Below are 19,778 nucleotides of genomic sequence, written 5' to 3'. Positions count from 1 at the left end.
GCATGGATGAGAAAGAACAGATTAGGCAATTAGATCATGAAAAAACGATTTCAACCGGTCTCAGGTTAGAACTTGAACAGGTTCACCATGAACTGCACAAAACAAATTCCGAGTTAATGCAGTTGACCCTTGAACTTGATGACCGGGTTGAAGAACGAACCCGTGAATTACAGAAATCAGAGCAGGCGCTTCGGGAACACCGGGATCATCTCCAGGAGATGGTCCAGGCACGCACGGCATCTCTGGAGAAGGTCAATGCCACCCTGGCCCGGAATATGAAAGCTCTGGAAGCCTCTGAAGAACAATTTAGAAGTCTTGTGGCCACCATTCCGGATATTGTTTATCGAATTGATTCCAGAGGAAGATTCACTTTTATTAATGATGCAGTGGAAAAACTTGGCTATACACCTGATGAGCTCATTGGGGAACATTTTCGAAAAATAATTATTCCTCACTACGAAAAAAAAATATCCCTGGAAAATGTTTTAAAAAATATCGAAACCATAAATACAGAAAAAAAACCGATAAAGTTATTTGACGAAAGACGTACCGGAAAAAGGAAAACCACAGGCCTGGAGATTAAATTGCTGTGCAGGGACAGTTCCCGGCTCTATTATGGCAATCTTCAAAAATTGGGAAAACGCAGTGTGATTGTGGAAGTCAACTGTACAGGGCTTTACCGGGAAAATTCCACCAAGGGAGAAAATGTGTACATCGGTACAGTGGGAGTTATCCGGGATATATCGGAGCGAAAGTGCCTGGAAGATGATTTAAGAAAGGCCAGGGACGAGCTGGAAATTAAAGTTCAGCAGAGAACCCAAGCCCTTGTCCAGAAAAATAAGGCATATACCGAAGAGCTTATCAAAAGTCAGCTCCTGGAAAAGGAGCTGATCCAGGCCCAGAAAATGGAGGCCGTGGGTACCCTTGCAGGGGGTATAGCCCATGATTTTAACAATATCCTTTCCATTATTCTTGGCTTTGCGGAATTGTCCAGTGATCATGCCGGGGAAAATGACGAGCTTGCTGAAAATCTAAATGAAATTAAAGTGGCGGGAAACCGCGCAAAAGATCTCATCCGCCAGATTCTAACCTTTGCCAGAAGATCCGATGAAAAAGTTCAGCCCATTAAGGTCAGTCTCATCGCAAGGGAAATTCTCAAGTTGTTGCGTTCAACCATTCCCACCTCCATTGTCATTGTTGACGATGTGAAAAGTGATGGACAGATCATGGCCAATCCCACCCAGCTGCACCAGATTTTCATGAATCTTGCCACCAATGCGGCCCAGGCCATGGATAAAATGGATCAAGGGACTCTGACATTTTTCATTCGGGACATCGACATTGACCATCGTATGAATTTTAACAGGCCCCATCTTGCCCCGGGTAGATACGTCATGATAAAAATTACGGATACCGGCAAAGGCATTCCCAAAGCTCATCTTGATTTGATATTTGAACCTTATTTTACCACAAAATCCTCTGGGGAAGGGACGGGACTGGGGCTTTCTGTGGTTCATGGAATTGTGAAAAATTGCAATGGGGATATCTCGGTGAAAAGCGGTCCGGATACGGGAACGGTATTCACTATTTTCTTTCCTTTGGTGACGCATGGGATGAAATCCGTTGTAGACGACAAAAAGCATCTGCCCATGGGTGCGGAGCGTATTTTTGTGGTGGATGATGAAATGATGATTGTCAAGCTCACCTCCCGGATTCTGGAGCAGTTGGGCTACACGGTGGTCAGCTCAAACAATAGTCTTAAAGCCCTTGAAATAATTCGAAAAAGCCCTGATGACTTTGATTTGGTGATCACGGATATGACCATGCCCCATTTAACCGGGGACAGACTGACCCTTGAAATATTAAAAATTCGACCGGATCTGCCTGTTATTATCTGTACAGGTTACAGCGCACGGATCAATGATGACACCGTTGCAAACACAGGAGCCAGTGCCCTGCTCATGAAACCGGTGAATAAAGAAAAATTATCCGAAATCGTAAGATCTGTGCTTGATGGGTAGTGATTTATACTATTTATTTTTTCCCCAGTTCAATCGCCTCCAGGGCCGATGCCAGATCCTTGTGAATGTCAAATAATTTGTCCACCCGGGTGATCTTCAGCATTTGCCTTACATTGTCCGGGGGCTCGCACAAAAAGCAGGATTTCCCCGCCTGGAAGGTCAATTTCCGCACTTTTAGAAACAGCATGATGGCCGAACTGTCTGCAAAGGACATTCCCCTTAAGTTCAGCAGGCAGTGTTTTCCCTCAATGCCCCTGGTAAACTCGGGAATATCCATTTTAGAAATTTTATCTGCATCCAGCTGCCCGAACAGGTGGAGAATCACCATGCGGGCCGTATCGTCCTTAAAGTAGGAAAATTCTTTGTGTCCCACATTTTCCAGCAGTGAAGTGACGGCACTTTCCCGGGTGTTAAACACGACGTCTTTAAAAAGATCATATATCCGGCTTACCTTCAGGGAACGCATCACTGGCGCCTGGATGCCGCAGAAAGCCAGCTGGAATTTTTCCCTCTGGGACCTTGTGTACAGTTTCACCAGAAATCCGATACCCGACGAATCCATGAAGGTGACCGGGGACAGGTCCATGAGGACCGTGTTTTTGCCGTTGATTCCCTGCAGGATGGTCTCTCCATGGTTGATGATCCTGTTGGCATCCAAGGGATTTTCAAGGACAACGACATCCATGGCTAGAGGACTGTCCTGGTTTATCTCCCCCGTGGCAGGGGTTGACACCTCTGCCGTTTGTTTTGCCTTGAGCGTGAAAAACAGTTTTCGATATTTCATGTAAAGAATGGGGGGAAGGATCAGGATGCCGAACTTGAAGAAGCCGATGAAATAACGCTTGAACAGTCGCATGGGGTCCTGGGTGATGCGGTATATCCACTCCAGGCCGTTTTTTTGTATCCACACCGGGGCCCTTTTCACCCGGCCGGTGATGAATTCAAAGGTACCGCCGATGCCGATGGTCACCGCGGCTTTGAGTTTGGAGCGATTGCGTTCAAACCACATCTCCTGTTTGGGATTGCCGAACCCCACAAAGAGGATGTCCGGCCGGGCCTCATTGATCGCTTCCAGAATCTGCTTGTCCACGGTTTCTTCATCCAGGATTTGTTCCCCTTCCACATGGACAAAGGGAGAACTGATACCGGCAATGCGCAGATCCGGATGCTTTTTCTGGAAGATTTCTGCGGTTTTCCAGGCCACGTCTCCGGCCCCCCCCAGAAGGTAGATGGATTTCCCCCGCTGGGCACAGGCCGCCGCCAAGGCCGGAACCAGATCCGCACCGGTGACCCGTTCCTTGAGCCGGGTGCCCAGAAGCCGGGCAGCCCACACCACGGGCATGCCGTCCGCCGTCACCAGATCGGCTTTTCTAAGGATGGTGACAAGCTCCGGATGCCGGAAACGGTTGGGCAGCCAGGAGACCGTATTTACAATAAAATCCACATTCACCGTGGCCACATATTTGGCCTGGTGGTCCCTGCCGAATCGTTCAACCAGTTTAAAAATGGCCTCAATGGCCTGGTCAAAATTTAAGTTGTCAACGGGGATGCCCAGGATCAAGCCGGTTTCCTGTTTCATAATGGTTTACTCCCCTGCAGGGTTGATACGGGGATCGGGAAGGGTACGGCCGATCTCCTTGAAATTATCACAGTTCAGCTCTATGCCCATCCAGTCACCCAGGGTTCTTAGTTCTTTATTAAACTGCTTTTTAAGCCGGGCCGTGGTTTCCGGTGTGAGCTCCGGACGTTTTTCCATCTGCCAAGGTTTTTTGATGAGGTCTCGTATGCTTTGGGGAATAAATTTTCTCCGGATGAAGGTGACCAGCGGATTGTCCACAATGGCATCCCGCAGTGGATTTACCTGCAGGCGCTGTTTTGACACATTGGATGCCTGGAGGTCAAAGTCCCATTGGGGCGTCTGGCTGTAGCCCAGGAATTTACAGACCCTTTCAAGCTCGTACTGGGGCCGGGAAACCAGGGAATCAAAAAATACAGGCAGAATGTTTTCCTTCCCATAGCTCTTTATAAAGGGGGGCAACTGCTTTGTGTACATGCTGTAGGCAATGAGCATGGGAAGGGTGGTAACCGCACGATTGATGTCCACAAATACCTCTTTTTCCGTCCAGTGATGGATGTACTGGGAGACCAGTCGATCTATGGGATGTCGCATGACATAGATCAGTTTCAGACAGGGCATTGCAGCCTTCATCCGGGAAATGGTGTCTGGATAGGTGGGCAGTTTGGTGTAGTGGGTGCTGGATTCTCCGCACAGGGTGGTGTCATCTGCCTCTTTGAACAGATCTTTGTACCAGTCAAGGCCCTGGGCGTAGATTTCATCGTTGCTGAAAAAATTGGGTTCCTTGGGGTTGCTCATTAAAATGCCCGGTTGAACGGCCAGTTGATCGTGGAGGGTGCTGGTGGCGCATTTCATGGCACCGATGATGATAAAATCCGGTGTGGTTTTCATATGTTTTCCCCTGTAATGTCTGGGTGGTGGCTGATGTTGTGCCCCCTGTCAATTTTGGGGTTTGACAGCTTCTGGTTGGGTGCGGGCTGTATCTTTTCTGGCATTGTTTTCCAAGGGGTTGCGGAACTGTATCCAGGTATCCCTTACACTGTATTGGCAGTTGTGGGGCTGTTTGTTGCCTGCGGCTTCCCGGAGCCGTGCAATCAGCCAGCCTGCGGCCCACATTAAATTGGCCGCCATTAATCCCGGGGTGCCGTAAAATTTGGCAAAGTACCGGGTTCTGGATGCATAAAAGTAACGGGGCAGGCGACGACGCCGGGCCAGGGAGGATTTAACAGAAGAGCTGCCCCCCCGCAGATGTACCACCCGGGCCCGGGGCCAGTAAAGGATCTGCCAGCCCTTGTCCCACACCCGGCGGCAATAATCATTGTCTTCAAAATACATGAAATAATCGTCATCCATGGGCCCCACTTCCTGTATGACCGTGTGCCGGATTATCACGCAGGCAAAGCTGGTCCAGCAAGGGTAAATGGGGATATCAGAGGCGTTAACGGGGATATCATAGGCCTTTAAAAGCCGGGTGACAGGGCCGGTGCCTGCGGCATCAATGGTCTGGCTTAACGGCGTGTGGTTGTTAAAGCAGCTGATCTGTGGCGTGCCATCGGGCCACTCCAGGCGGGGGCTTATCAGCCCTGCCTCGGGGTGTTCTTCCACAGTTTTGAGCAAATGGGCCAATGCCCCTGGCCGGACAATGGTATCACTGTTTAACAATAGGTAAAAATTGGCCTCTGCAGCTTGAATGCCGAGGTTGTTGCCCCAGGAGAATCCGCCGTTCACCGGGGAATGGACCATGGTGATCCATGATTCCCACTGATTTTCAAGAATGGCTTTTTCAATGACCTTTCCTGAACCATCGGGGGAGTTATTGTCCACCAGTACCACAATATCCCTGGCAGGATTTATCTCATTCACCAGTGAGTTGAGACACTGCATGGTTAGATCAAAGGAGCAGTAATTGATAATCACAACGGATAAACGGTGGCCCATGGGGTTTCCTTGGTTAATATTTGTGATGTAATGTATAAAGTCCCATGGCCAGATTTACATAGGCGTGGTGGGGGAACTGATTCAAATTCTGGCCCAGCACCCCCAGGGCGGTCAGAAGATATCCGGTGGTATCCATGGGGCTGCATTTCAGGATATGGCAATGGGTCTGGATGAGTTTTTTTCCAGGTCCCTGGGGCACCGTGAAACTCTGGAGAAATTTAAAAAGATCAAAAAATGGAATGGCGCAGACGTCTGAACCGGCCCAGTCAATGACCCTGAATTGTCTTGTAAAAACAGAGGTGTGGGGAGGCCGCATGATGTTGCCCCGCCACAGATCATTGTGGGCCAGGGCTGTACAGGGCTTCCAGGCACCGGATTCAATGCGCTTTAACGCATCTGCGGCAGCTTTTGTCATCTCACCTGCAAAGGCCTTTTCACGGCATAAGGCCTCCAGGGGAGACACGATCATGGAAGGGAGATCCGTGGGGGAGACGGGTTTATTAGTGGTTTCAAGCACATCTGTAAGCCATCTGCTTACCATGGGGGTTAAGAGACGTTTTTGCACCTGCCATACCCACCGGTTTTGACTTAAGGCAATATTGAGATCATAGAGCGCCCAGGAAATCCCCTGGACATCCCCGGAGAGAAACGGCAGATCAATGATCCGGTCATGGGGGGAGGAGAGCAGGGCCTTTGCGGCCCGGGCTTTTTCCACGTTGTCCCGGACCAGGGTCTTTCCCACAGGGTTGGCGCAGAGGATAAAGGCCGCAGGGCTACCGGCCATGTCCCGGATCAGTCCCTTGTAAGTGACATCAACGGGGTAATAGTTGTTTTTCATGGGGCCCGGGTCCAGGGTCATCTTTTCAATGTCCAGGTCCCGTTTGCGGATTTCATCTACCCCGGAAAGCGATTGCTTTAATGCCGCCAGAACCGGGGGAAACAGCAATGGATCAAAAGATGTCGGGGTGTATGTCATGTTTTATATAGCCCTGTTTTTCCAGGAACAGCATCACCATCTGGGCGGCCTCTGCCTGGGTGGTGTTGGAGGTGTCTATGGTCAGTTCGGCGCTGGTGGGTGTAATATACGGGTCGTCCACGCCGGTGACCCCTTTGATTTTACCCTGTTTGGCCTTGGCATAAAGTCCTTTTCTGTCCCGGAGTTCACACACATCAAGGGGGGCGTTCATGTGGATTTCAACATATCCGCCATACTGGCTGATGAGATCTCTGTTGAATCGTCGGGACTCTTCATAGGGGGCGATGGGGGCGCAGATGGCAATGCCCCTGTTTTTTGTGATTTCACTTGCCACAAAACCGATGCGTCGTACATTGATCTCCCGGTGCTCCTTGGAAAAATTGAGTTCCCTGGAGAGATTGCTTCGCACAATGTCACCGTCAAGCAGGGTTACGGGCCGATCCCGCATTTCCATGAATTTTACGTACAATACCTTTGCCAGGGTGGATTTTCCGGCCCCGGACAGGCCCGTCATGAAAAGGGTAAAGCCCTGTTTGTGCCGGGGGGGATGGGTTTTTTTAAGTTCAGCCACCACTTCGGGAAAGGCAAACCATTCCGGGATCTCCTCGTCAAACTCCAGGCATCGCCGCAGTTCCGAAGAGCCGATCTCCCGGGTTTCCACATCGGGTTCAATTTCGTTGCGGAACAGATAGCGTTTTTGGGCCGGGACATAGGCCATGGGGGTCAGGGGCACCATTTCAATGCCGATGGCTGGGCCATAGGCTTTTACCTCTTCCTGGGCCTTTCCCGGGGGATAGAATAGTTTGTTACCAGTTTCGTGCATGAAGGGATCTGCCTGGTCCGGGGCCACCATGAAGTGGGTACAGCCGAAATTTTTCTTGATAATGGCCTGGAGTACCGCCTCTTTGGGTCCGGCCTTTCTGGAGGCAAAGGGCAGAAGCCCCAGCATGATCATGGTTTTGGGAAACTGGTGCACAAAGGCCTTGTAGCAGTACACCGTGGTGAAATGATCCAGGTCCCCCGGGGCCGGAAGGCCAGCCACGGGCTGGAGAAAAATATGGGCACGGGCGTCCCTGGCCGCCTGCATGACCATCTCTTTGTGGGCACAGTGCAGCAATTTCTCCGTGTGAAATCCGATGACGTTGCGCCATCCGTTCTGGGTAAAAAGGCGATGGGTTTCAGAAGGGGGGGTTCTAAGGTCCATGAAATCAAAATGAAGCGGGTGGTGAAGTCCTTCAATGGTGCCGCCGATGTACCAATTTTCTGTTTTGTTGAACAGATTGAACACCGATGGATGGAGATGTTCATCCTCTGTGCCGTAGACGGCCTGGGCTTCCAGGCGTTTGTCTGGTTTCCAGATGTCTTTGATATGTAAAATGGCCAGGAGAAATCCTTCGGAATCACATAAACCCAGATCTCTACCGGGTTCCAGGGAGGTGGCCAGAGATTCAGAAATGTCAAGGCAGATGGGAAGGGGCCACACCGTTCCGTTGGCAAGGCGGTTGTTGGCCAGCACCGATTCATAATCTTCCCGGACCATGAACCCGTTCAGGGGATAGAACGCACGGTTGCACAGAAGTTCCAGGTCGTAGAGCTGGCCTTCGTTAAGATTGAATTTTGTCAGGCTCAGTGCCTCTTGTTTCAGACGTTCCACTCTTCTGAAGTGGACCATCAGGCTTTCGGAAAAATCATTCATGGGGGTTCATGTCCCTTCTCTTAATGACTCGTTTTTTGGGATGCCCAGCTTGTTTTTAATAGTTTTTTTCTAATTCTTCCCGGTGTTTCTGTTTTATTTCCTGTAATTTTTTTTTGTGCACTTTATTTAGGCTGTTTATGCCAAGCTTGCGGCCCAGGAACCCTGTTAAATAAAGCAAAAATCCTTCATCCTTAATCCCCCTTGCTTTGATGCCTGTAAAGTTTCTAAATTTAAGGGTCAATGCTTTTGTGCTGCTGATGGTCAGCAGGGGATAACCTGATGGCTGATAATTTCTTTGATCAAGAAGGTTGCCAACTCTGGATTCAATGAGTTGTACCTCGTATTTAGTCAGCTTTTTTTTCCAGCGAAAGGCAAGGGACTCCATGGGGCAGCTGTATTTGGTTGGGCTGATGCAGTCAATAAATACGTCGGTGTTATTAACGCCTATAAAATTGCAGATTTTACGGAGTTCGATTTTCGGCTGGGTAACGAAATTTTCATACCTCAGTTCCATCCATGAATTTTCATCAATGATTGATTTCAGCGTCTCCCATTCTTTTTCTGCTGTTATCCATATGTCCGGTGCATGATAATACGATGCGCTCCATCCCAGCTTAACGCTGGAAATGGCGATGTCCCGGGGGTCCCGGATGATGTGGATATATTTTGCGTTTTTGTACAGATGGGGGATTTTTTTAAATCCCACATGGACGGTGACACCCAGTATCTTTTCTTTACCCAGTGCCATGCGGGCTTCCTCATTTAAATATGCACGTACCTCTTCCATGGAAGATGGGGTGGTATCTTCAGGCTTTTCGGTATGAATATTTTTCAGTACCCGGCCCTGGCTGTCGATGAAGTTCACTGCGAATTCCCAGCCCCTTTTCCATGCAACATGGGGGTGTCTGTTTAACATTACCCGAAACAGGGTGGTTCCCGATCGTCTTGCTCCAATGAGGAACAGGGGGGTAATACTCTCTTTTTCTGTTTCCATTGTAAAGCCTTTTTATTATGATGTGAAGATGGGAGTCAGTCCTTTTTTAGCTCTTCTGGATAGTAGATTAGGACGACGCTTTTTGTCAATAGACGTATGGGTAAAACCGTAATTCTCTTTGGAGCCTGACCCCATAGCTACAAAGCTTGCGATCGCGAAAATGGGAATGCATCCGTTGTCAAACCCATGCTTTTTTTGCCGTGCAAAGGTGTCGTTTGGTTGACATTTATCTTTTTAAGCATTAACTATTTACCATTCAACCTTCGGAGTTAAACCCAACAAAAACAAAGGAACCTGCCATGTATTTTAATCAGATTTCAGTGCCCGGCATGGGATGTCTCTCCTATGTCATCGGCTGCCCGGCATCCCGTGCCATGGCCGTGGTTGACCCCAAGCGGGACATCCAGGATTACCTTGATATTGCCCGTGAAGAGGGCATGCAGATCACCCATGTATTCAACACCCATCTCCATGCCGACCATGTCAGCGGTGACCAGGAGCTGCGTCTGGCCACCGGGGCGGATATCTACATCCACGAAAGCGCCCCGGTGGAGTATCCCCACATCCCGCTTAAGGAAGGAGACAGCTTTGACATCGGTGCCGCACGCCTGGAAATCCTCCATACACCGGGCCACACCCCCAATTCCGTGTCCATTCTGGTGACGGACAAACTACGTTCCAAAGATCCCCAGATGATCCTGACCGGAGACCTTCTTTTTGTCGGAGACATTGGCAGACCCGATCTTCCCGGGGCTGAAATTCTGGACGAACAGGTGGACAACCTCTACCGCAGCCTCTACGGTAAACTGTCCAAGTATCCCGATCACCTGGAAGTTTTCCCAGCCCATGGCCAGGGATCTTTGTGCGGTAGGGGGATGAGCTCCAAGAAAAGCTCCACCCTTGGGTATGAACGCCGGGCCAATCCCATGCTTCAGTTCCCGGATTTAATGTCATTCAAAAAAGAGGTGTTGTCCGCATTTCCGGCCCGGCCCAAGAGTTTCACCCACATCATCAACACCAATTTAAAGGGGGCCGTTACCCTGGACACCTGTCCCATGGACAAGCGGTTGACCCCGCGCCAGTTCCAGGAGCATATAGATGACGGTGCCGTGGTGATCGATGCCCGGGATTCCGCAGCATTCGGCGGATTTCATATCCCCGGCAGTATCAACATCGGTTTTGAAAAACAGCTGGCCAATTGGGTGGGAATGGTGGTGGAACCCGAATCGGAGATCGTCCTGGTGGTGGATGACCAGGAAGACTACGATCGCATGGTCACTGAACTGCACCGCATCGGGTATGATCTGATCTTTGGTTACCTGTCCGGCGGCATCATGGCCTGGCTCATGGGCGGACATCCGGTGGAGCAGCTGGAACAGATCTCACCCCACCAGCTTTTCGAAAAAATGAAAGATAATGATATTCGGCTTATTGACGTGCGTACCCCGGCGGAGTGGGAAGGTGGCAGAATTGAGAATGCCCGGCATATCCCCCTGACCGACATTCTGGACAAGAAATTTTCGGATCTTGATAATGAAGATAATATTGTCCTGCAGTGTGGAACCGGCTATAGATCCAACATTGCGGCCAGCCTTCTCCAGCAGGCGGGTTTCAATAAGGTCAAATCCCTGGCTGGCGGCATATTTGCCTGGACCAATGCGGGAAATCCTGTGGAGACGACCCGGCGGGCAGCTGCCGGATAAAAATCTCAATCTTTCATGAATTTTGCATTTCAAACCATGGTCAAAAAAAATTTTATCATGAAAAACAAAAGTGACTTTGTCAAAAATTTAATTATACCGCTTCAGCATACTCTGTTTATTAGAAAATAAAATTTCCGAATATCCTTAGTAGAGCCGCCCCTCCCCCGATGGGCAATAGGAACCGGCCAATTGGGCCGTCTACGGTTCCGAGCCGGGCCCATTGCCCCTCGGGGGGGGGGCGGCATGATAGCATTTTTAATATTCGTTGTGTCCGTCAGGACATGCCCGTTATATAAATTCGGAGACACCATACCTAATTTTTTTCTTTGAAGAAAAAGTAGAACCGACCAGGTTAAATTTTAAAGTATCGGTCTGTCCCCCTTTTTACTGCCTTCGGCATAATCCCGGTGCCAACCCGGGGGAACTGGAAATTCTTCGTACAGCCTTTCTCTTTCAGCTTCAAGAAGGCAACGGGGTGATTTCATGAAATCAGCCGCACAAATAACACGCCCACCGGATTCGGCAGAAAGCCTATCAAGCCATTGCAGCCCTTCATGGCTCCGCATTAGGTGATGGTCAAGGATCAGGGTGTCCACAGCACCCGCCAACCGCAGGGCATTTTCCCAGGCCCGGTTTCGTAACTCGATACTCAGCTGCTCAAGGTAGAGCGGCGGACCGTCGGCCAAAATTATATTCGGCTGCCACTTGAGCACACCATCAACGGTGTCGTCATCCAGAAGTTGAATGTCCGAGGTGTGAACAAATGCCATGTCATGGGCGATGCGAGTCATTATCACTCTGTCGTTGTGCTCTGTTTTTTCACCATGGGGAACGGGCAGGGAAAAGCAGAGCGCTTCGGTACCGGGCGTTCCCTCCTCCCATCGAGCATCCAGCCTTTCTTTGAGGGCCGCAGCTCTTTTTTGCTCCTTGGTGGATAAAAATTCAGGTGATTTTGTCCAGATCCGGACCCCGGGATTCAGATTCGCCACCCGGGCAACATCCAGTTGATAGGGGTTTGCATCCGTCAGTGGAACATGGTCGCCATGGAAATGGCTGAAGACAATATCCGTGGCAAGCTCCCAAGCGTGTATGATCTTTTCTCGTATTTTTTCAGCCATGGCCACCTGAACCGGGTGGGGAGCCAGACCTTTACGAAGAAACCCCAGAGCGATGCCCGGATCAATGAGAATTTTTTGTTCGGCAACGGTGATAAAACAACACAATCCCCGGACCCCAAGTGATTCAGCGCCGATTATGTCTATGTTCATGGGAAAATACGTCTGCCTGCCTTGTTGTAATGTTGACATGATCCTGTCCCCACAAAGATTAAAAGTTTTTCCAGATCTGCCGAAATTTTGCTATAACTGCTATGTTCTTATAAAAAGTGATTAATCACAAAGGAAAAAATGAGCCCGGATACACCATACCCCCATTGGCAGCATCGACTCCACGAAATTATTTTTGAGGCAGACACCCGGGCGGGAAAATTGTTTGATATTTTCCTGATTCTGGCGATTTTATTCAGCGTGCTGGTGGTGATGCTGGACAGTGTGGCAGCTATAAGTCATGCCCATGGTACCGGGCTGTTGATTCTGGAGTGGGGGTTTACCCTTTTGTTTACCCTGGAATATCTGTTGCGATTGATCTGCGTGAAAAAACCCCTCAGATATGCGACCAGTCCCTTGGGTGTGGTGGATCTTTTGGCCATCCTGCCCACCTATATCTCTTTGCTGGTGCCGGGCAGTCAATATCTGGTTGTCATCCGGGTGCTTCGGGTATTAAGGGTTTTCAGGGTGCTGAAGCTGGTCTCATATCTGGGGGAGGCCAGTGTGTTGACCCGGGCGTTGAAAGCCAGCCGCCACAAGATTATTGTTTTTTTAGTTACGGTCATGACCCTGGTGGTTATTTTCGGCTCCCTCATGTATTTGATTGAAGGGGGGAACAACGGATTTACCAGCATACCCAAAAGCATTTACTGGGCCATTGTCACCATGACCACTGTGGGGTATGGTGATATTTCCCCCAAAACCCCAGTGGGACAATTCATTGCCGCCATGATCATGATCCTGGGCTATGGGATCATTGCCGTACCCACGGGCATTGTGACCTCGGAAATCACCCGGGCCTCAAAAAAACCTGTCACCACCCAGAGCTGTCCTGTCTGCATGGCAGAAGGGCACGATTCAGATGCCCTTTTTTGTAAAATGTGTTCGGCTCGCCTCAATCCCCTTCCCGAAATAAAAAAGGGAACTTGATTTCAAGATTAATATGAAAACGATAAGAATCCATATTTGGCGAAGGGCTGTTCAGACAGGGATTGCGCTTCTTTTTATTATACTTCCCACACTGAATCAGACCGGGTTTAACTTTATCTGGGGAAACTTTTTAAACATTCATGTGGGCTGTTTAACCTTTTCAGATCCCCTGGCCGTTTTTCAGGTAGCCCTTAAGAATCATTATCTGCCCATTGGGCTTTTGATTGGTGCCGGAATGGTTTTGGCCATTGCATTGTTCCTGGGTACGGTTTTTTGCTCCTGGATTTGTCCCTTTGGATTGTTGTCAGAACTGGTGAACTCTTTTTCTTCCAGGGTCTGGCCCAAAAAATTCAGAAATAGAAAGATTCAAACAAGCGGATTTGCTGTAAAGGCCACCGTTTTTTGCACAGGTTTTCTGGTGTTTTGGTTCTTTTTCAACTCACCCGTTTTAAATCAGGTGTCAATGCCATTTCAATATTCCAATCTTTTTCAATATCTCGCTATGCAAAAATACATCGCCCCTGCCCTTTGGTTTATGGGAGCCGTTCTATTGGCAGAATTTTTGCTTCAAAGCCGTTTGTGGTGTCGTTGGATTTGTCCGCAATCGGTTCCATTGGGCGTTGTTAAGAGACTCAATCCCTTTGGGCTTAAAATTGTTTTTAAATCAAAGGATTGTATTTCGCACACGGCGCCATTCCCCTGCCAACAGGCCTGTTCTTTGAACCTGGACCCAAAGTGCATGGATGGCTGGAGCCTGACCCAGTGCACCAATTGTGGAGATTGCGTGGATGCCTGTGCCAAAACCGGTAAGGCCCTTGTTTACAAATTTTCTTATCCTGTATCCATTCCGAAAAACCGGTTGCTAATCCCGTTTGACCATGCAAAGGTACGCCCTTCAAAGGGGGCTAAACACTAATATGAACAGTGAAACACCCCACAAATTGAATCTGCGGAATCTGACAATGGAGGATTAAGATGCGGTGCGGTAGATCCGCTCTAAGATCTTACCTTGCCAGGGGGGGTGTCATCCCCATGGCAGCATCCAAATTGCTCAGGGCAATGCGATACTGAATACGGCTGGCCGCAGCAGCCCCGGAGGCCCGCACCAGATCCGTCTGGGCCTCATTGAGCCGGGTGAGGGTGGCCACGCCGGCCCGGTAGGCCTTTTCCACATGGTTTCTTACCCTGGCAGTCAATGCACGGGTCTTTTCCTGGTTTTCCCAGGTGGCCCAGGCCGTGTCCGCAATATCCATGGCCTCCTGGATTTCAGCGCCCATGGCAATAAGGGTTTCTCTCCGCCGCTCCTCCAGTGCCCTGAGATCGGCAGCCAGGGCCTCTATCTTGCCTTTTCGCCGTCCTCCGGTGTAAAGATCCCAACTTACATTCACCCCGGCATAGGTGTTGTGTTCCTCTTCATTGACCTTTACCTTGTCCTCCTGATAGAGATATTCCATGCCGGAAACAAAATAAACCTTGGGAAAATAACTTCCCTTTTCCCCCCGCAGTTTTTCCCTTAACGCCAGGATGCCCTGATTTATGACCTTCAGATCTGGCCGGGAATTCATTGCCTTTTCCATGGCTTTTTCATAGGTGTGGGCCTGTTTTGACATGGTGCGGTTTTTTGATTGGGGAAACATTTCCGGGGTCAGGCGCGTGTGGGGAAGGGCCATGAGTTTTGTCAGTGCCGTGCCGGTGAGTTTGAAATCCCGCTGGGCCACCAGATAGTCACTTTCTGCCTGGAGTGCCCGCACGGAAAAATTCATCACCTCCGCCTCCGGGACCGTTCCCACCCGCCATTTGACCTTTGCATCCTTTTCCAGGGTCTGGTTGAACTGTTGATTCTGCCGGGCAATGGTCATTTTTTCCAGGGCCAATTGGGCCTGGTGGAAGGTGGCGGAAACCGCCTGCACCAGAAGTCTCTGAACCTCGTGGCGTGCCTGTTCCTGCTGTTCAATGGCATGGGTGGATGCCAGGATATTGGCCTCCCGGCTGAACCCGTCAAACAGCAGCCATGCCATTTGAAGCTTGGCTGAATATTCGTTGAAGGCCTCATCCGTGCGTATGGTCTGGGCCCAGTCCGGCTGGATGGTGGCCTGGATGGCCGTGGCCCCGGCCTCGGCCGTGATGGTGGGCTTCCAGGCGGATTGAGCCTGGACAAGTACAGCCTTTGCCCCTTCAATGCGTTCCTTTGCCTGGCCCATGCCCGGGTTGTTTTTCAGGGTTATGTCACAGGCCCGTTCCAGGGTCAGTTCCCCGGGTGATAGTTCTAAAGGGGTTGGTGCAGCCCCTTGAGTTTCCCCGGCATGGACCAGGGTGGCCTGGAAAATAAGAAAGAGTATGGTTATTATTTTATATTTCATTTTACCAATATCCTTTATCGTTCCCACTTGATATTATAGGCAATGCTGTAAAACACAGGTACAATAATCAATGTCAGTACGGTGGAGACCAGGAGCCCCCCCATGATAGTCACGGCCATGCCGGCGAACATGGGATCTGTTACCAAGGGGGCCATGCCCAGTACCGTGGTGCCCGAGGCCATGAACACCGGCCGCAGACGGGTAACCGCCGCATCCACAATGGCCTTGAAGGGGGCAATCCCGCCCTTGAGGAAGAGCTCCACCTGTTCCACCAGCACAATGGCGTTTTTGATGAGCATGCCTGATAGTCCTAAAAATCCCAATATGGACATGAATCCAAAGGGAAGTCCCACCAGCAGGAGACCCGCCACCACGCCGATGATGGCCAGGGGGACGGTGAGAAAAATGATCAGGGGTCGCCGGACGGAGTTGAACAGCCATACCACCGAGATGAACATGCCCAGAAGACACAGGGGAAAGATCTGCTTCAACGGTGCCCGGGCCTCATTGGATTCGCTGAACTCCCCCTCCCAGGACATGGTGTATCCCGGAGGCAGCTCAATGGCTTCCATGGGATCTTTCATGGCAAGACGCAGGATATCGGCATTGTCCTGCACCGGATTGCACTGCACGGTGATGGCCCGCTGCTGGTTCCGGCGTTTGATGATGGGGTACTCCCACACCTGATTAAGCCCTGTGGTGATCTGACCGATGGGCACATACCGCTGGGGCAGGGCGCCCCACACCTGTACGTTCTGCAGGTGGTCCACCGACTGACGTTCGGTTTCCGGAGGGCGGGTGATGATGGGAATCAGTTCGTCTCCTTCCCGGTAAACACCGGCCACGAGCCCGTCAAAGTTCCATTGCAGGGCCTGGGCCAGGTCGCTGCGGCTTACCCCGATGCGCCGGGCCTGGACTTCGGAGAACACCGGCCGCAGCACCTGCACCGGCTGGCGCCAGTCGGTGCGGATATCACGGCTTCCGGGGGTGTCGCGCATGACCTGAAGGCCCTGGTCAGCCAGGTGTTGAAGCACGGCGATGTCCGGCCCACGGAAGCGAGCCTCCACCTTATATGTAACCGCCGGACCTGAGATGATGCGTTGACAAAAGGGTTCTGCATCGGGATAGTTGGCCTTTAAAAAGGTTTCCACCTTGTCAATGAGGCCCGAGATGTGATGTTTGTCTGTTACTTCCACCAGAAGTTGTCCGTAACTTGAGTTGGGGGTCTGGTAGTCGTAGGAGAGGATAAATCGCATGGCCCCCTCACCGGTGAAAGTGGTGACATTAACCACCCCGTCAAGACCCCGGACAAAGGCTTCGATGTGACGTAGGTCCTGGTCGGTGTGCTGGATGTGGGTGCCTTCGGGTTTCCAATAATTTACATAAAAATATTTCTGGGTGGAATCGGGAAAAAAGGCCTGGGGAACCCGAGAGAAACCCATCATGGCTCCGACAAGGACAACCAGGGTGAGCAGCACCGTGAGAAACCGGAATCGGATGCTTGCCCGGAGAAGCCCTCTGTACATGCGGTAAAAAAAATTCTGGTAGGGTTTTACATGCGCTTCGAATTCGCCGGGTACCTTCAGGAACCAGACACAGAAGAGCGGAGTGATGGTCACGGCAATGATCCAGCTCAAAGAGAGGGATAGTGCCATGACATTAAACAGGGAACGGCAGAATTCCCCCACATTCCCGGGGGCAAAGCCGATGGCGGCAAAGGCCAGGATGGCCACCAGCGTGGCACCCAGCAGGGGCCATCCGTTCTGGGTTACTACTTCCACAGCCGCCGGCCGCCGCCTGCCGCCACTCTGAACCCGTACAAGGATGCCGTCGGCCACCACGATGGCGTTGTCCACCAGCATGCCCAGGGCCAGAATCAAAGCCCCCAGGGAAATTTTCTGGAGATTTATGTCCATGATGAACATGCCGATGAAGGTGGCAAGGATGGTTAGCAGCAAGGTGATGCCGATGAGAAAACCGGTCTGCCATCCCATGAAGATCATTAAAAGACCGACAACGATGACCACTGCCTCGGCCAGGTTCAGCAGAAAAGCGTTTACCGATGCTGTCACCACACGGCTCTGGTAGTAGATGGTCTCAAGGGAGATACCCGGCGGCTGCTGGGCCTTTAGACGTTCAAGGGTGCTGGCCACGGATCTGCCCATGGTGATGACGTTGCCCCCGGTCACGGTGGAGATACCGATGCCCACGGCTGGCTGTCCGTTGAAACGCATGAGGTTCCGGGGCGGGTCCACATAATCCCGGTACACCGTGGCGATGTCCCCCAATCGGATGAGGCCCGTGGGTCCGCCGATGAAAAGATCGGCAATGGCCTGTTCACTGGTGAACTCTCCTGTGGGAGTGATGCGCATGTATTCGGTGTCCACATCCACATGCCCGCTCTGCTGCACCAGGTTCTGGGTCTGGAGGGTATTGTAGATCATGTTCCGGGAGATGCCCAGTTCTGCAAGTTTTGCCCGTTGAAATTCGATGAAAATTGCCTCCTGACGGATGCCCCAGAAATCGATCTTGGCCACGTCGTCACACAGCAGGAGTTCTTTTTTCAGAAATTGGGCATAATCCCGGAGCTGGGCCGGGCGGTATCCCGGTCCATGGAGGGCAAAAAATACCCCGTACACGTCACCGAAGTCGTCCCGGACAACGGAAGGACCTGCCCCGGGGGGCAGGGAGCCCTGGACATCTCTTATTTTTTTGCGCAGCTCATCCCAGATCTGGGGCAGCTGTGTGGCGGTATAGGTATCTTTCATGTCCACATATACAAACGAGAGACCGGCCCGGGAGGTGGAGTAAATTTCCTTGACCTGCCCCATGGCCTTGACTGCCGCTTCAATGGTCTCGCTCACCTCCTCTTCCACTTCCAGGGGGGATGCACCGGGATAAGCAGTGACGATCAATGCGGTTTTAATGGTAAATGTGGGATCTTCCAGACGTCCCATCTTTTCAAAGGCCACCACGCCCAGCCCCATCAAAATAAGGGTGAGCACCACCATGAGGGTCTGTTTTCTGAGGGCGAATGCCGCAGGATTCATTGCAGGGCCTCCCCATCAGAACTGTTGGCGGAGACGGCCGCCGGAGTGGGGGTCAGTTTCATGCCCTCGGTGATGAAATCCATGCCGTCGGTGACGATGAGATCACCTTGGGTCAGGCCCGATTTAACCACGATACGGGAGGCCCCGTACAGGTTTCCCAGGGTAACGGGTACCCGGGATGCCGTGGCCGTGCCAGGATTAAATCGCCAGACATGGGACTCGCCTTTGCCGGCGACTACAACGGCTTTGGCCGGCATGGTCAGGCGTTGCCGGCCAGCCCCGGCGGTGGGCCAGTTTATTTCCGCAGTCATGCCGGGAAGTACCTGCGCCCCCGGTGGGTGGGGCATGGTGAATGTGACTGCGTAGGTGCGGGTGGCCCGGTCGGCGCTGGTACTCCACTCTTTCAGACCTGCCTTGAACTCCTGGTCTCCCACGGCGGGAAAACGCACCAGAGCCGGGGTGTCCGCCACCAGGGGGTGGGCAGCGATTTCGTTTTCCGGAATATTGATCTTGATCTCCAAACGGGAAATATCATGGAGCTCCGCCACCGTCTGGCCCGGTGCCGCCATTTCAAAGTTTTCAATGTGGGTGCTGGTGACAATGGCATTATAGGGGGCTTTCAGGGTGGTGTAGGAAAGCTGGTGCCGGGCCGTGATGAGCTGGGCCTGGAGGGCGCTTACCTGGGCATGGGCCGTGTTTTTCATGGTGCTTGCCCGGTCAAAATCGGCCTGGGGAATCACCTTTTCATTAAAAAGCTGATCCATGCGGCCAAAGTCCCGGCGGGCGTTGTTCAGCTGGGCACGGGCACCGGAGAGCTGGGCTTCGAGTATGCGGATTCTATCCCTGTAATCCTGGGGATCAATCTGCATGAGCACGTCCCCTTTTTTCACCTGATCTCCGGGGGCGATGTTCATCTCTGTAAGGGGGCCCCCCACCCGGAAGGCCAGCCGGGTTTCCCGGCAGGCCTGGACAGTTCCGGGAAAGCGGGTAGCGGTCTCTCCGTTGGACAGGGTGAGTTTCTCCACCACCACGGTTCGGGGGGCAGACGACATTGCAGCCTTGGAAGGAGGCGTATTACCGCTTCCCAGGAAGGCGGTCTTGTCACGGTTGTCGTTTTTCTGGGTAAAGGCAGGTGCCGAGACCAGCAAGAGACCGACCAGAAGGCACAGGATAAAGATGTTTTTTTTCATTTGATTCCTCTGAGTTCTC

At 51.5% G+C, this 19,778-nt stretch carries 14 protein-coding genes; 4 read left to right on the top strand and 10 right to left on the bottom strand.

The features are described 5' to 3' along the window. The first annotated feature begins 2 nt into the window (after window positions 1–2). Window positions 3–2,021 (top strand): hybrid sensor histidine kinase/response regulator, encoded by a 2,019-nt coding sequence (locus tag ACYQ2M_RS15915; RefSeq protein ID WP_459917351.1) that lies wholly within the window; start codon window positions 3–5, stop codon window positions 2,019–2,021. Window positions 2,022–2,034: 13 nt separating this feature from the next. On the opposite strand, the gene ACYQ2M_RS15910 is transcribed toward ACYQ2M_RS15915, so the two are convergent. Genes ACYQ2M_RS15910 through ACYQ2M_RS15885 form a run of 6 tightly spaced genes read right to left on the bottom strand, consistent with a single transcriptional unit; the run spans window position 2,035 to window position 9,201 of the window. Continuing rightward, on the bottom strand, window positions 2,035–3,600 hold the full coding sequence (locus ACYQ2M_RS15910) for a WecB/TagA/CpsF family glycosyltransferase (RefSeq protein WP_459917350.1): 1,566 nt from the start codon (window positions 3,598–3,600) through the stop codon (window positions 2,035–2,037). A 6-nt stretch (window positions 3,601–3,606) separates the two neighbouring features. Then, window positions 3,607–4,488, bottom strand: coding sequence for a sulfotransferase family protein (locus tag ACYQ2M_RS15905; RefSeq protein ID WP_459917349.1), 882 nt, complete (start codon window positions 4,486–4,488; stop codon window positions 3,607–3,609). A gap of 48 nt (window positions 4,489–4,536) precedes the next feature. After that, a complete protein-coding gene (locus ACYQ2M_RS15900; protein ID WP_459917348.1) occupies window positions 4,537–5,535 on the bottom strand; it encodes a glycosyltransferase family 2 protein in 999 nt (332 codons plus the stop codon). Between the two features lie 13 nt (window positions 5,536–5,548). Next, window positions 5,549–6,511, bottom strand: coding sequence for a protein kinase family protein (locus ACYQ2M_RS15895; RefSeq protein WP_459917347.1), 963 nt, complete (start codon window positions 6,509–6,511; stop codon window positions 5,549–5,551). Further along, a complete protein-coding gene (locus ACYQ2M_RS15890) occupies window positions 6,486–8,207 on the bottom strand; it encodes a bifunctional sulfate adenylyltransferase/adenylylsulfate kinase (RefSeq protein WP_459917346.1) in 1,722 nt (573 codons plus the stop codon). Before ACYQ2M_RS15890 ends, ACYQ2M_RS15895 begins: the two co-directional genes overlap by 26 nt. Before the next feature lie 55 nt (window positions 8,208–8,262). Beyond that, a complete protein-coding gene (locus ACYQ2M_RS15885) occupies window positions 8,263–9,201 on the bottom strand; it encodes a sulfotransferase family protein (RefSeq protein WP_459917345.1) in 939 nt (312 codons plus the stop codon). A gap of 299 nt (window positions 9,202–9,500) precedes the next feature. Here ACYQ2M_RS15885 and ACYQ2M_RS15880 point away from each other — a divergent pair, with 299 nt between their 5' ends. After that, entirely contained in the window at window positions 9,501–10,904 is a 1,404-nt protein-coding gene (locus tag ACYQ2M_RS15880; protein ID WP_459917344.1) for an MBL fold metallo-hydrolase, read from the top strand. A gap of 359 nt (window positions 10,905–11,263) precedes the next feature. Here the strand turns inward: ACYQ2M_RS15880 and ACYQ2M_RS15875 are convergent, their stop codons facing one another. After that, window positions 11,264–12,172 (bottom strand): MBL fold metallo-hydrolase, encoded by a 909-nt coding sequence (locus tag ACYQ2M_RS15875; RefSeq protein ID WP_459917343.1) that lies wholly within the window; start codon window positions 12,170–12,172, stop codon window positions 11,264–11,266. 138 nt (window positions 12,173–12,310) lie between these two features. Between ACYQ2M_RS15875 and ACYQ2M_RS15870 the strand changes: the two genes are divergently transcribed. After that, on the top strand, window positions 12,311–13,159 hold the full coding sequence (locus ACYQ2M_RS15870; RefSeq protein WP_459917342.1) for an ion transporter: 849 nt from the start codon (window positions 12,311–12,313) through the stop codon (window positions 13,157–13,159). Window positions 13,160–13,172: 13 nt separating this feature from the next. After that, on the top strand, window positions 13,173–14,075 hold the full coding sequence (locus ACYQ2M_RS15865; protein WP_459917341.1) for a 4Fe-4S binding protein: 903 nt from the start codon (window positions 13,173–13,175) through the stop codon (window positions 14,073–14,075). An 88-nt stretch (window positions 14,076–14,163) separates the two neighbouring features. Here the strand turns inward: ACYQ2M_RS15865 and ACYQ2M_RS15860 are convergent, their stop codons facing one another. Genes ACYQ2M_RS15860 through ACYQ2M_RS15850 form a run of 3 tightly spaced genes read right to left on the bottom strand, consistent with a single transcriptional unit; the run spans window position 14,164 to window position 19,759 of the window. Next, window positions 14,164–15,519 (bottom strand): TolC family protein, encoded by a 1,356-nt coding sequence (locus ACYQ2M_RS15860; RefSeq protein ID WP_459917340.1) that lies wholly within the window; start codon window positions 15,517–15,519, stop codon window positions 14,164–14,166. 14 nt (window positions 15,520–15,533) lie between these two features. Beyond that, on the bottom strand, window positions 15,534–18,569 hold the full coding sequence (locus ACYQ2M_RS15855; RefSeq protein WP_459917339.1) for an efflux RND transporter permease subunit: 3,036 nt from the start codon (window positions 18,567–18,569) through the stop codon (window positions 15,534–15,536). Further along, window positions 18,566–19,759, bottom strand: coding sequence for an efflux RND transporter periplasmic adaptor subunit (locus tag ACYQ2M_RS15850; protein WP_459917338.1), 1,194 nt, complete (start codon window positions 19,757–19,759; stop codon window positions 18,566–18,568). Before ACYQ2M_RS15850 ends, ACYQ2M_RS15855 begins: the two co-directional genes overlap by 4 nt. Window positions 19,760–19,778: the final 19 nt, after the last annotated feature.

The sequence above is a fragment of the Desulfocicer niacini genome (assembly GCF_054657595.1).
The sequence above is the reverse complement of the archived record's forward strand: the minus strand, read 5'-3'. Positions and strand labels throughout refer to the sequence as shown.